The 15,725-nt window shown below is 65.9% G+C and carries 14 protein-coding genes and 1 pseudogene; 8 read left to right on the forward strand and 7 right to left on the reverse strand.

The window, feature by feature from the left end; genetic code table 11:
- Window positions 1-53 precede the first annotated feature (53 nt).
- Window positions 54-1,046 (reverse strand): ribosome small subunit-dependent GTPase A, encoded by a 993-nt coding sequence (rsgA, locus tag ACLP9N_RS37475; RefSeq protein WP_442412125.1) that lies wholly within the window; start codon window positions 1,044-1,046, stop codon window positions 54-56.
- Entirely contained in the window at window positions 1,043-2,350 is a 1,308-nt protein-coding gene (aroA, locus tag ACLP9N_RS37480) for a 3-phosphoshikimate 1-carboxyvinyltransferase (RefSeq protein WP_442412126.1), read from the reverse strand. The genes rsgA and aroA overlap by 4 nt, the downstream gene beginning before the upstream one ends.
- Window positions 2,351-2,393: 43 nt before the next feature.
- Here aroA and ACLP9N_RS37485 point away from each other — a divergent pair, with 43 nt between their 5' ends.
- From ACLP9N_RS37485 to ACLP9N_RS37495, 3 genes are all read left to right on the forward strand, one after another.
- Complete coding sequence (locus ACLP9N_RS37485) at window positions 2,394-3,149, forward strand: SOS response-associated peptidase (RefSeq protein WP_442412127.1); 756 nt, start codon at window positions 2,394-2,396, stop codon at window positions 3,147-3,149.
- Window positions 3,150-3,217: 68 nt separating this feature from the next.
- Window positions 3,218-4,753, forward strand: a complete 1,536-nt coding sequence (locus tag ACLP9N_RS37490) for an aldehyde dehydrogenase family protein (protein ID WP_442412128.1) — start codon at window positions 3,218-3,220, stop codon at window positions 4,751-4,753.
- Between the two features lie 82 nt (window positions 4,754-4,835).
- The gene (locus tag ACLP9N_RS37495) at window positions 4,836-5,711 is read left to right on the forward strand and encodes a 3-hydroxyacyl-CoA dehydrogenase family protein (RefSeq protein ID WP_442412129.1); all 876 of its coding nucleotides are present in this window, start codon (window positions 4,836-4,838) and stop codon (window positions 5,709-5,711) included.
- Window positions 5,712-5,720: 9 nt separating this feature from the next.
- On the opposite strand, the gene ACLP9N_RS37500 is transcribed toward ACLP9N_RS37495, so the two are convergent.
- The 3 genes from ACLP9N_RS37500 to ACLP9N_RS37510 all read right to left on the reverse strand — a co-directional run bounded on the left by ACLP9N_RS37500 (window position 5,721) and on the right by ACLP9N_RS37510 (window position 7,442).
- The gene (locus tag ACLP9N_RS37500) at window positions 5,721-5,969 is read right to left on the reverse strand and encodes a hypothetical protein (RefSeq protein WP_442412130.1); all 249 of its coding nucleotides are present in this window, start codon (window positions 5,967-5,969) and stop codon (window positions 5,721-5,723) included.
- Window positions 5,970-6,044: 75 nt separating this feature from the next.
- Complete coding sequence (locus ACLP9N_RS37505) at window positions 6,045-6,668, reverse strand: TetR/AcrR family transcriptional regulator (RefSeq protein WP_442412131.1); 624 nt, start codon at window positions 6,666-6,668, stop codon at window positions 6,045-6,047.
- Between the two features lie 3 nt (window positions 6,669-6,671).
- A complete protein-coding gene (locus ACLP9N_RS37510; protein WP_442412132.1) occupies window positions 6,672-7,442 on the reverse strand; it encodes an SDR family NAD(P)-dependent oxidoreductase in 771 nt (256 codons plus the stop codon).
- A 42-nt stretch (window positions 7,443-7,484) separates the two neighbouring features.
- Between ACLP9N_RS37510 and ACLP9N_RS37515 the strand changes: the two genes are divergently transcribed.
- Genes ACLP9N_RS37515 through ACLP9N_RS37530 form a run of 4 tightly spaced genes read left to right on the forward strand, consistent with a single transcriptional unit; the run spans window position 7,485 to window position 11,688 of the window.
- Entirely contained in the window at window positions 7,485-8,741 is a 1,257-nt protein-coding gene (locus ACLP9N_RS37515; RefSeq protein ID WP_442412133.1) for an alkyl sulfatase dimerization domain-containing protein, read from the forward strand.
- On the forward strand, window positions 8,738-9,487 hold the full coding sequence (locus ACLP9N_RS37520) for an SDR family NAD(P)-dependent oxidoreductase (protein ID WP_442412134.1): 750 nt from the start codon (window positions 8,738-8,740) through the stop codon (window positions 9,485-9,487). The genes ACLP9N_RS37515 and ACLP9N_RS37520 overlap by 4 nt, the downstream gene beginning before the upstream one ends.
- A 3-nt stretch (window positions 9,488-9,490) precedes the next feature.
- Window positions 9,491-10,684 (forward strand): sulfotransferase family protein, encoded by a 1,194-nt coding sequence (locus ACLP9N_RS37525; protein WP_442412135.1) that lies wholly within the window; start codon window positions 9,491-9,493, stop codon window positions 10,682-10,684.
- Window positions 10,681-11,688 carry a zinc-dependent alcohol dehydrogenase gene (locus ACLP9N_RS37530; RefSeq protein WP_442412136.1) on the forward strand — a complete coding sequence of 336 codons (1,008 nt, stop codon included), beginning with the start codon at window positions 10,681-10,683 and terminating at the stop codon, window positions 11,686-11,688. Before ACLP9N_RS37525 ends, ACLP9N_RS37530 begins: the two co-directional genes overlap by 4 nt.
- Here ACLP9N_RS37530 and ACLP9N_RS37535 read toward each other — a convergent pair.
- Window positions 11,678-13,099, reverse strand: a complete 1,422-nt coding sequence (locus ACLP9N_RS37535) for a phytoene desaturase family protein (RefSeq protein WP_442412142.1) — start codon at window positions 13,097-13,099, stop codon at window positions 11,678-11,680. The genes ACLP9N_RS37530 and ACLP9N_RS37535 overlap by 11 nt on opposite strands.
- Window positions 13,078-14,901, reverse strand: a complete 1,824-nt coding sequence (locus ACLP9N_RS37540) for a DUF3556 domain-containing protein (RefSeq protein ID WP_442412137.1) — start codon at window positions 14,899-14,901, stop codon at window positions 13,078-13,080. Before ACLP9N_RS37540 ends, ACLP9N_RS37535 begins: the two co-directional genes overlap by 22 nt.
- Window positions 14,902-15,039: 138 nt before the next feature.
- Here ACLP9N_RS37540 and ACLP9N_RS37545 point away from each other — a divergent pair.
- Window positions 15,040-15,725 (forward strand): annotated as a pseudogene (locus tag ACLP9N_RS37545) (PucR family transcriptional regulator); the annotation flags it as partial.

Raw genomic sequence — 15,725 nt, forward strand, 5'->3', positions numbered from 1 at the left:
GTACACACCTCTCGGCGTGTCGCTGCGCAAACACGCACGCTCGGCGGGGGACGTCACTGCTCCCGGAGCGCCGCGAGCAGCCGCCTCGCGGCGGCGACGCGGCGCACGGCGGGCCCGGACAGCGCGTCCAGCGCGCATTCGGGGTCGGCCGGCGGCCCCATGTGTCCGCAGCCGCGCGGGCAGTCCTGGATCGTCTCGGCCAAGTCAGAGAAAGATGACAGCACGTCGCCGGGTTCGATGTGGGCCAGCCCGAACGAGCGGATGCCCGGAGTATCGATGACCCAACCGGAACCCGGTAGCGAGTCGCCCAGCGGCAGCGCCACCGACTGCGTCGAGGTGTGCCGGCCCCGGCCGATATCGGTCACCTCGCCGACAGCCCGATCGGCCTCGGGCACAAGGCGATTCACCAAGGTCGACTTGCCGACCCCGGAATGTCCGAGCAGCACGGTGATCTTGCCGGGAAGCAACTCGGCCACCGCGAGCAGGGGATCGTCGACGCCTGCGGCGATCACCGTCAGGTCCAGGTCGACGAACTGCTCGGCGAACGGTTCGGGTGGGGCGAGGTCGGTCTTGGTCAGGCACAGAATCGGTGTCAGCCCGCCGGCATAGGCGGCGATCAGCGCCCGGTCCACCAGTCCGGTGCGCGGCGGCGGATCGGCCAGCGCCACCACCATCAGGAGTTGGTCCGCGTTGGCGACCACCACGCGTTCGTTGGGGTCGGTGTCATCGGCGGTGCGCCGCAACACCGTTCGCCGTGGACCGCGCCGCACGATGCGGGCCAGGGTGTCCGTGCGCCCGGACAGGTCACCGACGATGTCGACGTCGTCGCCGACAACGATGGGGGTGCGGCCGAGCTCGCGCGCCCGCATGGCCGTGACGCGGCGATCGGGACGGCCGCCCAGCACGCATCCCCAGCGGCCCCGGTCGACGCTGACCACCATGGCGGACTCTGCGTCGGCGTGCTCGGGACGGGTCTTGGTGCGCGGTCGCGAGCCCCTGCCGGAGCGTACCTTGACGTCGGACTCGTCGTAGTCGCCGGATCTCAACTGCTGGAACCCTCCAGCATCTCGGCCCACAGCCGCGGGAACTCGGGCAGCGTCTTGGTGGTTGCGCCGATGTCGTCCACCGTGACGCCGGCTGTCCGCAACCCGACGATCGCGCCGGCCATCGCCATCCGATGATCGGCATAGGCGCGCCACGTGCCCGGCTTCAGCGGGGTCGCGGTGATCACCAGGCCGTCGGGTGTCTCTTGACAGTCGCCCCCGAGGCGGTTGATCTCGGCGCTCAGTGCTGCGAGGCGGTCCGTCTCATGGCCACGCAGATGGGCGATGCCGCTCAGCCGTGACACCGATCCCGGGTTGGCCAGCGCCGCCAGTGCCGCCACCGACGGGGTCAGCTCGCCGACGGCGCGCAGGTCGACATCGAAGCCTCCGAAGCCTGCGTAGCTTGCCGGTCCGCGTACCTCGAGAAGTGAATCAGTGTGGCTGACAACGGCATTGAGCTTGCTCAAAACGTCCAGGATGTCGTCGGCGGGTTGCACGCTGGTCGCCGGCCAGCCGGTGATGCGCACCGTGCCGCCGGTGACCACGGCCGCCGCCAGGAATGCGACCGCGTTCGTGAGATCGGGTTCGACGTCCCAGTGCCGGGCTGCGACCGCGCCGGGCCGCACCTGCCATCGGTTGCCGACGGAGTCGTCGACATCGACCCCGGCCTGCCGCAGCATCGCTACCGTCATCGCGATGTGCGGCGCCGACGGCAGCGTCGAACCGGTGTGTTGAACGGTCAGGCCCTCGGTGAACGACGCCCCGCCCAGCAACAGCCCGGAAACGAACTGCGAGGACGCCGACGCGTCGATGGCCACGGTGCCGCCGGCGACCGATCCGCCGCCGTGCACCTGAAACGGCAGACCGGTGCCGTCGACGGGGACGCCCAGGCCGCGCAGCGCGTCCAGCAGCGGTGCGATGGGCCGGGCCCGGGCTTGCTCGTCTCCGTCGAAGGTCACCGGCACATCGGCCAGCGCCGCCAGCGGCGGAACAAAACGCAAAACCGTGCCGGCCAGGCCGCAGTCCACCCGGGCGCCCGCGCCGGGCGCAATTCGGCCGCTGACGGTCAGCTCGGTCCCGTCTCCGTCGACGCGCAAGCCCAGGCTCCGCAGCGCTCCGATCATCAGGTCGGTATCGCGGCTGCGCAGCGCTCCGCCGATCGTCGAGGTGGCTCGCGGGGATCCCAAGCCCTGCGCGGCCGCCAGCGCCGCGAGCACCAGCGCGCGGTTGGTCTGCGATTTCGAGCCGGGAACGGTCACGGTCGCGTGCACAGGGGATGGCGCGACGGGTGCCGGCCATGTGCTCACCGGTCCATCATTGCTTGTCATGCGGCTCTGCCACCATGGAGCCATGTGTGGGCGTTTCGCAGTGACGACGGATCCGGCCCTGCTGGCCGAGAAAATCAAGGCGATCGACGAGGCTACCGGTGCTTCGAACGCGCCGAATTACAACGTCGCGCCCACCAATACGGTCACGACCGTTGTGACCCGGCACAGCGAGCCCGATGACGACCCCACCCGGCGGGTGCGGCTCATGCGCTGGGGATTGATCCCGCCGTGGGTCAAAGCCGGCGCTGACGGCGCGCCGGATAACAAAGGCCTGTTGCTGATCAATGCCCGGTCCGACAAGGTAGCCAGCTCGCCGGCTTTCCGTGGTTCGGCGAAGAGCAAGCGCTGCCTGGTGCCGATGGACGGCTGGTACGAATGGCGGGCCAACCCCGATTCGGCTGCGGGTAAGAAGACGGCCAAGACGCCGTTTTTTATGCATCGCGGCGACGGCGACATGTTGTTTATGGCGGGGCTGTGGTCCGTGTGGAAACCGGCCAAAGATGCTGAACCACTGCTAAGTTGCACGATCATCACCACCGATGCCGTGGGGGAGCTGGCCGAAATCCACGACCGTATGCCGCTGATGCTGGCCGAGGACGACTGGGACACGTGGCTGAACCCCGATGCCCCACTGGATCCCGAGCTGCTGGCCCGGCCGCCGGACGTGCAGGACATCGAGCTGCGCGAGATTTCGACGCTGGTCAACAGCGTGCGCAACAACGGGCCTGAGCTACTCGAGCCGGTCGAGCCGCAGCCCGAACAAATCAGGCTGCTATAGGCAGTCCGGCCCGTCGGGGGGATACTGCAAGGCGCGGGGGATTTCGACACGTCGGAAAAGGGGTCCCCATGACCGCAGTCCAGCCCAAGACCGAAGCCACGACCATCATGGTGCGCAACCCCGCGGACGGATCCGTCGTCGGCGCTGTGCCGATCGAGACGCCCGCTGACGTCGCAGCCAAGGCCCGCGAGCTGCGCCTGTTCCAGCCCGAATGGGAGGCCCTCGGTCCGCGCGGTCGAAAGCATTGGCTGTTGACGTATCAGGACTGGGTGCTCGACAACGCCGAGCACATCACCGACGTTCTGCAGTCGGAGACCGGCAAGCCGCGGTCGGAGGCCAGCATTGAAGCGCCTCTCACAGCCACCCTGCTCGATTACTGGGCGCGTCATGCGGAGCAATTCCTCGCCGACGAGCATCCCCGCTCTTTCAGTCCGTTCGCCGTGACCAAGAAACTCACTACCGTTTACCGGCCATATCCAGTCGTCGGCGTCATAACGCCCTGGAATTACCCGTTCGTGATGCCGGCGTTGGACTTGGTCGCCGCATTGGCTGCAGGCGCCGCTGTGCTACTGAAACCGTCCGAAGTGACGCCGCTGTCCGCGGTCGAGTTCGTCCGCGGTTGGACCGAGATCGGCGCGCCGCCGGTGCTCGCGCTGGCAACCGGATACGGCGACACCGGCGTGGCGGTCATCGACAACGCCGATTTCGTGCAATTCACCGGGTCCACGGCCACCGGCAGGAAGGTGGCGGTCGCCTGCGCGGAGCGGCTGATTCCCTGCAGTCTCGAGCTCGGCGGCAAAGACCCGGCCCTAGTGCTGGCCGACGCCGATCTCGACCGGGCCGCCAACGGGATCGCGTGGGGCGGCATGGGGAACTCGGGCCAGGTGTGCGTCTCGGTCGAGCGGGTCTACGTCGAGGCGCCGGTCTACGACGAGTTCTTGGCAAAGCTCACCGCGAACGTCCGCCAACTTCGGCAGGGCCAGGACGATCGCAAGTTCGCGTTCGACATTGGATCACTGGCGAACACGGCACAGCGCGACAAAGTGAAAGGGCATGTCGATGAGGCGATCGCGGCCGGTGCTCGCGCGATCACCGGTGGCAAGCCGACCGGAACGGGGGCGTTTTTCGAGCCGACGGTGCTCGTCGACGTCAACCACTCGATGACCTGCATGACCGAGGAGACGTTCGGGCCCACCATCCCGGTGGTGAAGGTCGCCGACGAGGCGGAGGCAATCCGGCTGGCCAACGACTCAAAGTATGGGTTGTCGGCGACGGTGTGGACCCGTGATAGGGAGCGCGGTGAACGCATCGCCCGGCGGCTCAATGTCGGTGCGGTGAACGTCAACGACGTTTTATCCAACATCTTCGCCTTCGATCTCCCGATGGGTGGCTGGAAGGAGTCTGGCGTCGGCACTCGGCTGGGCGGTGCCGCGGGCATACGGAAATACTGTCGCCCGCAAGCGATCACATCGCCGCGCATTCCGACACAAGCCAAGGAGATACTCTGGTATCCGGCGTCGCGACGACGCACCAAATTGGCGCTGAGCCTGGCGCGCGCGTCCGCGGCTCGCGGCGTCCGCCGGTTGGGCATCACGCCGAGATAGTTGTCTCCCGGAGACAACGGCCGTGACATGTTTGTCGATTGGTGACTGATCCAGGCGAGTGGCCGCGTCTTAGCATTCGTATGTGACTGGCTCGTACACCTACACATTCGAAGACATCCGGAACCGCCCGGTCGCGGTGATCGGAGCGGGAACGCTTGGCCGCCGCATCGCGCTGATGTTCGCCAGCCGTGGCGGAACCGTGCGGATCTTTGCCCCACGCGCTGAACAGCGCGCCGCCGCCACGCAGTACGTGACGCAGACCCTGCCGAAGCTGGTGGCTGACCGAGGCTTTGGCGAAGTCGGTGGCGCGACAGCCGCAGGTTCGCTCGAAGAGGCGTTGGACGATGCCTGGCTTGCCGTCGAATCCGTACCGGAAAAGCTCGAGATCAAGGTTGCAGCGTGGGACCAGATCGACCAAGCGGCGCCGCCGGACACCATCTTCGCGACCAACTCTTCGTCGTACCCGTCGCGCCTGATGGCCGAAAATGTGCAGGACAAAAGCCGTTTATGCAACATGCACTTTTACATGCCGCCGGAGGTCAACGCAGTCGACCTGATGTCCGACGGCGAGACTGACCGCGGCCTGCTTGACAGCTTGCTGACCGTCCTTCCCGAGTTCGGCGTTTATCCTTTCGAGGCGCGCAAGGAGTGCACCGGCTTCATCTTCAATCGCGTCTGGGCCGCCATCAAGCGTGAATCGCTGGCCGTGATAGCCGAAGGCGTGGCGCGCCCCGAGGACGTCGACGGCATGTTCAAGGTCAACTGGCGCGTGCCGGCGGGACCGTTCCAGATGATGGACCTGGTCGGCCTGGACGTCGCGCTCGACATCGAGAACCACTACTGCGAAGAGTTTCCGCACCTGCCGAAGAAATCGCGGGACTTGTTGCAGTCCTATGTCGATGCGGGCAAGCTCGGCGTCAAATCTGGCGAGGGCTTCTACACGTATCCGACGTCCTGAACGGCACAGTCAGTTGCTGAGAACCAAACGCCAGTTGCCGGCCGCCGCACGATCCGGAACGCACCAGAAGTTATTCCAGTTCCCCGGCGTTGACGCCTTGACGCCCGGGCCGGCGTCCTGACAAGCCTCTCGAGTCGGATAGCTGCCCTCGGTTTGAATCGTGTCGGCGTTGCTGATGCCCACGCCGGTCGTCGTCAGCCCTGCGAAAGCCAGCACACCAGCGGCGAAAAATGGGTAGATCGATCGCTTCATATCCATCCAATCCTCTCGTATACCAACCGGCATCAACGTTAGGCCTGGTCAGGGACCTACACGGGGCTTTTCGCCGCGACGCTATGCGCGCTGTAGCGACACCGCGGTGGCGACCGCCTCCAGTAGCCGGCTGAGTCGCTCGGCGTCGTTGATGGTGCGGTCTGCGGAGACGAGTCGGGTGAACACGCCCGCGATGAAGGTGGTGACGGCGGTAGTTTGCGCGGCGAGCAGCTCTGGGTCGTCGGTGGCCGGCTGCAGGTGGGCGATGGCGTCGTGGGCCATGGAGTTGATCCGCGCGACGAAAGCCTGTGAGGTCTCGGCGAGATCGGGATCGCGCGCCGCGCCCAGCAGCAGTTCATGCCGGGCCCTGTTCAGCATGAGCCCGGGCCCGTCGGCCTGCATCATGGTGAGCCTGGCTAGGTGCGCGAACGGCGAGAGCGGGTCGAGCGGTTCGTCGATCACCGATTGCAGGTTGGCGACGTCGATTTCGGCGACGCGCTTGCCGACGCCGCGCAACAGGGCCGTGCGGGTGCGGTAGTAGTACGACGTGGTGCCCTCGGGCAGCCCCGCGTAGCGGTCGACCTGTCCGTGGGTCAGGCCGCGGGACCCGTGCTCGGCCAGCACCTCGATCGCCGCGTCGCACAGTTTGCGCCGACGCTCGTCGCCGTCGCGTCTGCGTGGGGTGTGGGAAGGATGAGTGGCCATGAGTCAGCGCAGGACGGTGCCGCCGTCGATGTTGACGACCTGACCATTGATCCACTCGCCTTCCTCGGAGAGCAGGAAGGCGACCAGTGCCGCGATGTCGCTGGGATCGCCGACGCGAGTTCCGCGGATGCGCTTCAGCGCGCCAGCCTGCAGGTCGGGCCATTGCGGCACGGAGCGGATGGCCTCGGTCGCGGTGAACCCGGGCGCCACCGCGTTACAGCGGATGCCTTCCTTTCCCCACCGCGACGCGACGTGCCGGGTGAGCGCGCCGATGCCGGCCTTGGCGGTGGCATAGGCCGGTCGCGCGGGCTCGCCCTGGAACGCCGCGGCCGAGGACATGTTGACGATCGCCCCACCGCCGCGATCGAGCATTCTCGGGATGGCGTATTTCAAGGCGGCCACATACCCGCGCAGGTTCACCGTCATCACGCGGTCCCACACGGCGAAGTCGATATCGACCACGTCTGTATCGGCGCGGATCGTGCTCATATCGGCACCGACGTTGAACAACAGGTCGACTCCGTCGTAAGTTGTTGCGGCGGTGTCGATTAGCTCGGCCACCGAGTCGGGGTTGGCGAGGTCGAAGGCGACGTGGGTCGCCGTGCCGCCCGCGGCGGCGATGCGTTCGGCGGTCTGGCGGGCGGCGTCTTCGGCGATGTCGCCGATGACCACCCGGCAGCCTTCCCTTCCCAGCCGCGCGGCCGTAGCCGCGCCGATGCCGGTGGCGCCGCCGACCACCATCGCAACCTTGTCGGTCAAACCCTGCAGTCCCATGGATATTGACTTTACCTCTAGAACTGTAGAGGATCGCCAGTCATGGCTGGGATTCATCGCGAGCGTCCGGGAGCTGCCGACCTCGCGGCGGCGACCGACACTCCCGCGATCGCCCTGGGCAACCAGATCTGGATGTCACCTGGCGTCTCCAACTCCTACGCGGTGACCACCGACGACGGACAAGTCATCGTCAACGCCGGGCTGGTCTTCGAAGGACCGTTGCACCGCAAGGCTTTTGCCGACCTGGCGGGCCCGACTCGGGCCATCATCGTCACCCAGGGGCACGCCGATCACTGGGGCGGGGTGAATACGCTGCGCGACGAAGACTCGGACCCCCAGACCGAGATCGTGATGCACCGCAACTACCGCTACTGGCGCGATGACAACCAGCGTCTGATGGGTTATCGCGTGCCCAAGACGTCGTTTGCCTTCCAGAAGTTCTCCGACGCCGTGCTCGAGCATTTCAAGACCATCGATCCCGCCACGATCGACTTCTCCTTTCCCGAGCCGACCACGACGTTCGACCGCCACCATGCACTGACGGTCGGCGGGCGCACTTTCGAGCTGACCTGGACACCGGGTGGTGAGACCACCGACGCGCTGGTGGTTTGGCTACCCGAGGAACGAATCCTGTTCACCGGCAACCTGTTCGGGCCGCTGTTCGGTCATGTGCCTAACCTGATGACCATCCGCGGCGACCGCTACCGCGACCCGATTCTCTACATCGAGGCGCTGAACACAGTGCTGGCATACGGACCGGAGCGGCTGATCACGGGTCACTTCGCTCCGATCGAGGGCGCCGCCCTGATCGCTCAGGAAGTCACCGCGATGCGCGACGCGATGCAAGCCGTGCACGACCGCACCGTCGAGCTGATGAACGCCGGCACCGACGTCTATACCGCGATGCGTGAGGTCAGGGTGCCCGAGCATCTCGACGTCGGCGAAGGGTACGGCCAGACCTCGTGGAATGTGCGCGCCATCTGGGAGATGTATGCCGGTTGGTTCCAGCACCGCTCCACCACCGAGCTCTACGGTGTGGCGCCGGGGTCCGTCGCCGCTGACGTGGTGCGCGCCACCGGAGCCGACGCGCTCGTCGACGCGGCCCGCACCCACGTGGCGAGCGGGCGCCCGGTGGAGGCGCTGCACCTCAGCGACCTCGTCCTGGCCGTCGAGCCTACCCACGCGGCAGCGCGCGGGGTGGCCGCCGACGCCCACGAGACGCTGCTCGCCGACACCGACAACTTCTGGAAAAGAGCCTGGCTCAACAAAATTATTAACGAACTGAGGACGACCGAATGAACTCCCTCACCTTCGATTTCACCGGCGCCAACGTGCTCGTGACCGGCGGCACCAGCGGCATCGGCAACGCGATCGCCGCCGAATTCGCGAAGGCCGGGGCGTCGGTCACGGTGACCGGCACCCGCGCATCGGCCGCTGACTATCCCGAGACGGAACTGGGTGCGTTCTCCTACCGGCAGTGCCAGATCCAAGAGCCCGACTCCGTCGATGCGCTTGCGGACTCACTTGGTGAACTCGACATCCTGGTCAACAACGCGGGCGGGCCCTACCCCGCGGGTGACGAATACGACCCGGACGGCTACGTCGCGTCGGTGGCGCAGAACATGTTCGGCCCCATGCGGCTGACCATGCGCTGCTACGAGCGCCTCAAGGCGAGCCAGGCTCCTGGTGGCGCGAGCGTCGTCAGCGTTGTGTCGATGTCCGCGTTCCGTTCGGCCATCTTCGTCCCCGGGTACGCCTCGTCGAAGATGGGGTTGATCGCGTTGACGATGAACCTGTCCCGCCGGTGGGCCAACGACGGAATCCGCGTGAACGCCATCGCGCCGGGGCTCATCGACACCCGGATGACGCACCCGGCGATGGGCATCCCCGCGGTCATGGACGTAGAGATCGGCTTCCACACACCGCTGGGCAGACCCGGAACACCGCAGGATTGCGCGGGTGCGGCGCTATTCCTGTGTACCGATGCCGCGTCCTACATCACCGGCAGCACCATCGCCGTCGACGGCGGATACCTGACGGTCTGAGCCATGGGCGACTACAGCGAATACCACGACATCGCGGGGCCTGATGACATTTTCAAGCTGGCCGCCAAACGCACCGGTGTCACCGAGATCGACTCGGACTCTTGGCGAGACGGGTTGACGATCATCCTCGACGAAGTCAACAACTCGCCGGCCTTTACTCCTTTCGGCCGGGAACGTGTCCTCAACGACGCCACCGACGCCTTGGGGCGGCGCATGCAGGTCCACGACTACCTTCAGGCTCACCCCGAAGTGCTCGACGAGCCCGTCGAACGGCCACTGATCGTGCTCGGCATGCCTCGCACCGGTACGACGGTCATCAGCTACCTGCTCGACCAGGACCCGGCACGCCGATCGCTGCTGCACTGGCAGTGCGTGCACCCGATACCGCCGGCCACCACCGAGACGCTGCGCACCGATCCGCGGTGTCTGGCGCTGCTGGCGGAACAGCGCAACATCCTGGAGATTGTCAAGAAGGCGAAAATGCCGCTGCCGCATTGGGAAGACGCCGACGGGCCCACTGAGGACATGTTCATCCACAACCAGGACTTCAAGGGCCTGTCCTGGGATTCCTTCCTCCCGACGGACCGGTACGCGCGGTGGCTCTTCGACGAGACCGACATGAGCAGCACCTACGAGTACCAGAAGCGTTATCTGCAAGTGCTGCAATCGAAAGCACCGGGCACCTGGAGCCTGAAGATGCCGTCGCATTCGGTGCACATCGAAGCGCTGCTGAAGGTGTTCCCCGACGCGCGATTGATCTGGGCGCACCGCGATCCCTATAAGGCGACGGGGTCACTGTGCAACCTATGGCGGCTACCGCAGAGCCTGGTGATGAACACCGAGCTGGTGGATCAGACGGAGATGGGTCGCGCCGCGATGTGGCAGATGCGATATCACGTCGACCGGCCACTGCGCGCCCGGGATCGCATCGGCGACGAACGTTTCTTCCACATGTATTACCACGAGATGGTGCGCGACCCGATGGACGTCATGCGACGCATCTACGAGTGGGTGGACGAGCCGCTTACCGCCGAAACCGAAGCGCGCATGCGGAATTGGCTCGCCGGGCATCCGCAGGATCTGTTCGCGCTGAACACCTACAGCCTCGACCAATACGGCCTGACGGTGGAACAACTCGAACCGGTCTTCGCCGAATACCTGGATACCTTCGATATCGAATTGGAGATCACGCCGTGAAAGCGGCCATGGTCACCGGCCCCGGCAAGGCGGAAGTCGTCGATGCCGAAAGCCCGCAGACCGGTCCGGACGACGTGTTGGTCCGAATGCGCGCCTGCGGCATCTGCGGCTCAGATGCGTTCTACATCACCATCGGTGGCGTTCCGCCGCGCCAAGGGCGCACCCCGCTCGGCCACGAACCCGCGGGCGAAGTCGTCGAGGTCGGCGCGAACGTCTCCGGCGTCGCCATCGGCGATCACGTCGTCATCAATCCCATGGCCGCCCCCGGCGGCATCATCGGCAACGGCGGAGCCGCCGGGGCCCTCGCGAACTATCTGCTGATCGAAAATGCGGTCCGCGGAACCAGTCTCGAAGTCATCCCCGAGCACATCCCGTGGGAAGTCGCCGCCCTCAACGAACCGATGGCCGTCGCGCGCCACGGCGCAAACCAGTGCAAACCCAAACCGTCGGACAAGGTCGCCATATTCGGTGCGGGGCCGATCGGGCTGGGCGCGACGCTGGCCTTCAAATCCCTTGGCGTAAGCCATGTCGTAGTCGTCGATCTCATCGCCTCCCGCCTGGAAAAGGCGCTGCGGATCGGCGCCGATGCCGTCATCAACTCCGCTGACGAGGACGTCGTGCAACGCCTCGTCGAACTACATGGCGCGGGCGAATCGATCTACCCCGGCAAGGCCGGCACGGACATCTACCTCGACTGTGCGGGTGTGCCCGCCGTTGTCAACACCGCGCTGGCGGCTGCCAAGAAGGGAGCCACGCTGGGCATCGTCGGCGTGCACAAAGAGCCGGTTCCGGTCGAGTTCGTCAACGTGATGAGCAACGAGATCACCATCGTCGGCAGCATGGGATATCCCGACGAGATCTTCCAGGTGACTGCCGATCTCGTCGCGAACTGGGAGAAATACTCGGTGATCGTCAGCCACACCATCCCCTTCGGCAACGTCGGGGAGGCACTTGAACTGGCCAGCACACCCGGTGCCGCCGACAAGGTCGTGGTCACCTTCTAAGGTCGAGGTATGCCAGCGCGAGCTTGGCGGCGTTGGCGCCGCACATGCCGTGCGCGCCCGGCCCCGGCGGGGTGGCCGCCGAGCAGATGTACATGCCCGGCACCCCAATGGTGTATGGCGACAGCGTGATTCGCGGTCCGAACGTCAGCTGGCGAATGTCCTTGGCACCGGTCATGATGTCGCCGCCGACATAATTGGGGTTGTAGGTGTCCATCTGCGTCGTCGAGCGAACCGTCAACCCGATGATGCGATCCCGGAAGCCGGGAGCGAACCGTTCGATCTGGGCGGTGATCGCCTCGGTCGCGTCACCCGTGTAGCCGTTTGGAACGTGCGCGTAGCTCCACACCGGATGGATATCGCCAACCGAGCGTTGCGGATCGGCCAGATATTGCTGACCAACCAGTACGAATGGCCGCTCAGGCATGCGTCCGGCATGGATGTCCCGCTCGGTCGCGGCGAGTTCGGAGTAGGCCCCGGCCAGGTGCACGGTACCGGCGCGCCGGGCGTCCGGGTTCGTCCACGGCACACCGCCCTCGACGGCGAAGTCGACCTTGAACGCACCGGGTCCGCGCCGGAACTTGGTGAAGGCACGCGAAATTCGGCGCGGAAGACGCTCGCCCAGGATCCCGGCCACCGCACTGGGCGCCAGATCGAACATCGTGACGTCGGCCGGCGGCAGCTGCGACGCCTCCTCGACCCGGACACCCGTCTCGATCTTGCCGCCCAAGTCGCTCAACAGCGCCACCATCGCGTTGGTGATCGACTGCGATCCGCCCGCTGCCACCGCCCACCCGTGCCGGTGGCCGGCCGCGATGATGCCCATCCCGATGGCTGACGTCATCGGGTAGTGCAGCGGCCGGAAGGCATGGGCCGCAACGCCTCCGAACAAGGCACGCCCCTGGTCGGTGCGGAAAAACCGCGCGAACGCGGAGGCCGGAAGCACGGTGGGTGCGCCGAACCGGGCCAGCATCAGCGGATGGTGCGGGAACCGCAACAGGGGCCGCATGATGTCCTCGCTAAGGGCGTCGAAGTTGGCGGCCGGGTAGCCGAATGCGAGTTCCCACCGTGACCCGTCGCGACCGAGGCCGGCCGCGGTCTGCTCTACCGAGCGGTACAGCACGCCGGCGGTGCCGTCATCGAGGGGATGGACGCAGTCGATCTCCGGCCAGCGCCACGAGAGGCCGTAGCGGTCGAGTTTGAAGCTGCTGAGGAACTGCGACCCGACCGCCATGGGATGAATCGCCGAGCAGTGGTCGTGCAGCAGGCCGGGAACGATGGCTTCGCCGCTGCGGGTGCCACCGCCGACCTCGTCGGCGGCCTCGAGCACGGTGACTTGCACGCCTTCGGCGGCCAGGGCAAGGGCGGCGGCGAGCCCGTTGGGCCCGCCACCTACCACCACTGCGGTGCTAATGCCAGCGCTCCGTGACCGTGTTCCTGGTCGTCCCGGACGGCCGGTTTGGTGCCGCTGAGGGACCATTCCACGTTAGTCGGGATGGGGCCGTTGGGCAGCCAGGGCTGCTCGGACACCGCGTCGTCGACCTTCCAGGTGCCACTCTCGATCACCCCGAGTGCGGCGTCGATCAGCTGGTAGTGCTGGACGCCGCTACCGAAAGCCTCCGATTCGACCCAGGCGATGACGCACTCGCCCGGCTCGAATGCGGCTTCGCGCTGCACGGCACGGATCATGTCCGCATTGTGCAGGTGGCCGTCGCCGAAGTTGAAGCCGATCAGCGAATTGCAGACGAACTCGCCCTCGCGCACCGTGCGGCCGTCGATGTCGGGCAGGTGGGTCAGCAGCAGGGAGTACAGGCCGCGAGCCTGGCTGTGCATGCTTCGCCACGCCGTCGTCTTCTGCAGGGTGATCTCGGCCCACTGCCGCTCGTAGCCGGCCGCGACGAACTGGTCTAGCTGGTTGGACGCCGAGCGGGTGACCCGATTCAGCTTCTGCTCGCTACCGGGCGCGAAGGTCCACAGTGCCGAGGCCCAGTTGCCCGCGTACTGGCGCATCGAAGGCAGGAAGGACACCTTGTCCGGCCGCAGATTGCCCAGCACCGGGTAGAACAGCAGGGCGGCTGCGATGACGAAGGCCAGCCAGGGCGGAGTCATGTTCCACGGAGCGTATCCGTTCCAGTTCGGGAAGCCGAGGAACAGGAAGATGGTGGTGTAGGCGAAGACCACGTTCCATTCCAGCGGCACCGCGAGCGGGAAGGTCGAGATGATGAACAGGTGGAAGCCCACCATCAGCAGCGCCGCGACCAGCGTCACCCACTTATTGGTGGAGAAGAACAGGACCAGCGGAGCCAGGATCTCGACCGTGGTGCCGTTGACGTGTGCCATGAAGTCCGCCATCCGCGACGGCCGCATGTCGCGCCCGAAGTCGCGGTAGTGGGCCCGTCGCACCCATTTGGGCGCGAATATCGTATTGCTCACCATCGGCGGGATGACGTTGGAGAAGTGCTTACCGAACTTCGAGAAGCCGGCGCCGACCCACACCACCACGATCACCATTTTCAGCGCGATGATCATGTTGACAAACGGCAACACTGCGAAGATCACCAGCACCGGCAAGTACTGCTCTCCGCGGGCGGCCAGGAAGATGGTCTTGTCCCGCAAACCGATCAGCACCAGCAGCGCGATCGGCGCGATCAGCAGGGCAGGGTTCACCACGCCGGATGTGTTGTCCGGCAACGCCGTTGAGAGTGAGTCGCTGTGCACGCCCGGTGACAGCAGCGCGACGGCCAGGCTCGCCAGCAATGCCAGGTAGACCGCGATGTCGAACCAGGTGCGCCGGTCGCCGTTGGTGAACGGCATCCACTTCCATGGGCGCAGCCGGATGGTTCCCGGTCGGGCCCAGAACAGGATGCCGCCGGTCATCGGCTTGACCTTGCCGGCCAGCGGCCCCCAGGAGCCGGCCACACCGATGGCCTCCAGTAGCACGGTCCACAGGATGACCTTTTGGTAGACGATCGGTTGGTTCCACCATTCGGACACATGCCAGAAAGCGGGCAGCCCCGACGTCAACGTCGCGACCGTGATGCCGCCGATCGCGAAGAACACGACCAGCTTCACGATGTAAATGGTGTGGATCATCTTCGGGGAGCCGAAGCCGTTTTCGGCCCAATCGGTGGCGAGGATCCGCATCCGCTCCATCAGCGGCTTCGTTAGGAAGGTGTCCGGATCGACATCCGGAAGATAGGGCTTGGTGAATCCCATTCGAGTGGCTCCTTTGACAGTCGTTTGCCGTAAGTGGCGGCAAGATTAGGAATCGCGCGCGGTTTAACACAGTCGAGGAGCAACAAATCTGCGCGGCGGTCTTATCGACAGACGACAACCGCGTCTAACGTCGTGGATGTGAAGAAACAACCTCTTGACAGCGATGTCGGGGTGAAGAGTTACATCGCCGAGATCGCCGGCCGATTGCACGATCGGTTGGTCGACGTGTCATCGGCGGTCCGTCGTTCCCTCGAGGATCAGATCCCCGAGCTGCGTGGCGACGCGGCGCTCGTGGAGTTGCTCGGGACCAGCGTCGAGGGCAATGTGGACACCATCTTGCATTCGCTGCGATATGACATCGCAGTCGAGCGTGTCGAGGCGCCCACCGCTGCGCTCGAGTACGCCCGCCGATTGGCCCAGCGGGGGGTGCCGGTCAACGCGTTGGTGCGCGCCTATCGGCTCGGTCAGCGTCGGGTGAATGAGCTGGTTTTCGCCGAATTGCGGGCGATCGACATCCCGGAATCGATGAGGGTCGCAGTAATCGAGGTGATCACCGACACGATGTTCTCCTACATCGACTGGATGTCGCAGCAAGTCGTCGGTGTCTATGAAGACGAACGCGAACGATGGCTGGAGAACCAGAACAGCCTTCGCAGTCTGCGGGTGCGCGAGATTCTGCACGCAAACAAGACCACCGACGTCGATGCGGCCACCACCTCGATCCGCTATCCGCTGCGGTGGCACCACCTGGGGCTGGTCCTGTGGTACCCGAACCCGGGCGCCGAAGGCGACGAGCTTGCCCGGCTGCAACGGTTTCTCCGCGA

This window comes from Mycobacterium sp., from assembly GCF_052144515.1.
GTDB lineage: Bacteria > Actinomycetota > Actinomycetes > Mycobacteriales > Mycobacteriaceae > Mycobacterium.

Coding starts and splice junctions, on each gene's coding strand:
- ACLP9N_RS37540 (WP_442412137.1), bottom strand. CDS start 14,901: ATGGGATTCACCAAGCCCTATCTTCCGGATGTCGATCCGGACACCTTC.
- ACLP9N_RS37515 (WP_442412133.1), top strand. CDS start 7,485: ATGGCTGGGATTCATCGCGAGCGTCCGGGAGCTGCCGACCTCGCGGCG.
- ACLP9N_RS37485 (WP_442412127.1), top strand. CDS start 2,394: ATGTGTGGGCGTTTCGCAGTGACGACGGATCCGGCCCTGCTGGCCGAG.
- ACLP9N_RS37505 (WP_442412131.1), bottom strand. CDS start 6,668: ATGGCCACTCATCCTTCCCACACCCCACGCAGACGCGACGGCGACGAG.
- ACLP9N_RS37510 (WP_442412132.1), bottom strand. CDS start 7,442: ATGGGACTGCAGGGTTTGACCGACAAGGTTGCGATGGTGGTCGGCGGC.
- ACLP9N_RS37520 (WP_442412134.1), top strand. CDS start 8,738: ATGAACTCCCTCACCTTCGATTTCACCGGCGCCAACGTGCTCGTGACC.
- ACLP9N_RS37525 (WP_442412135.1), top strand. CDS start 9,491: ATGGGCGACTACAGCGAATACCACGACATCGCGGGGCCTGATGACATT.
- ACLP9N_RS37490 (WP_442412128.1), top strand. CDS start 3,218: ATGACCGCAGTCCAGCCCAAGACCGAAGCCACGACCATCATGGTGCGC.
- ACLP9N_RS37500 (WP_442412130.1), bottom strand. CDS start 5,969: ATGGATATGAAGCGATCGATCTACCCATTTTTCGCCGCTGGTGTGCTG.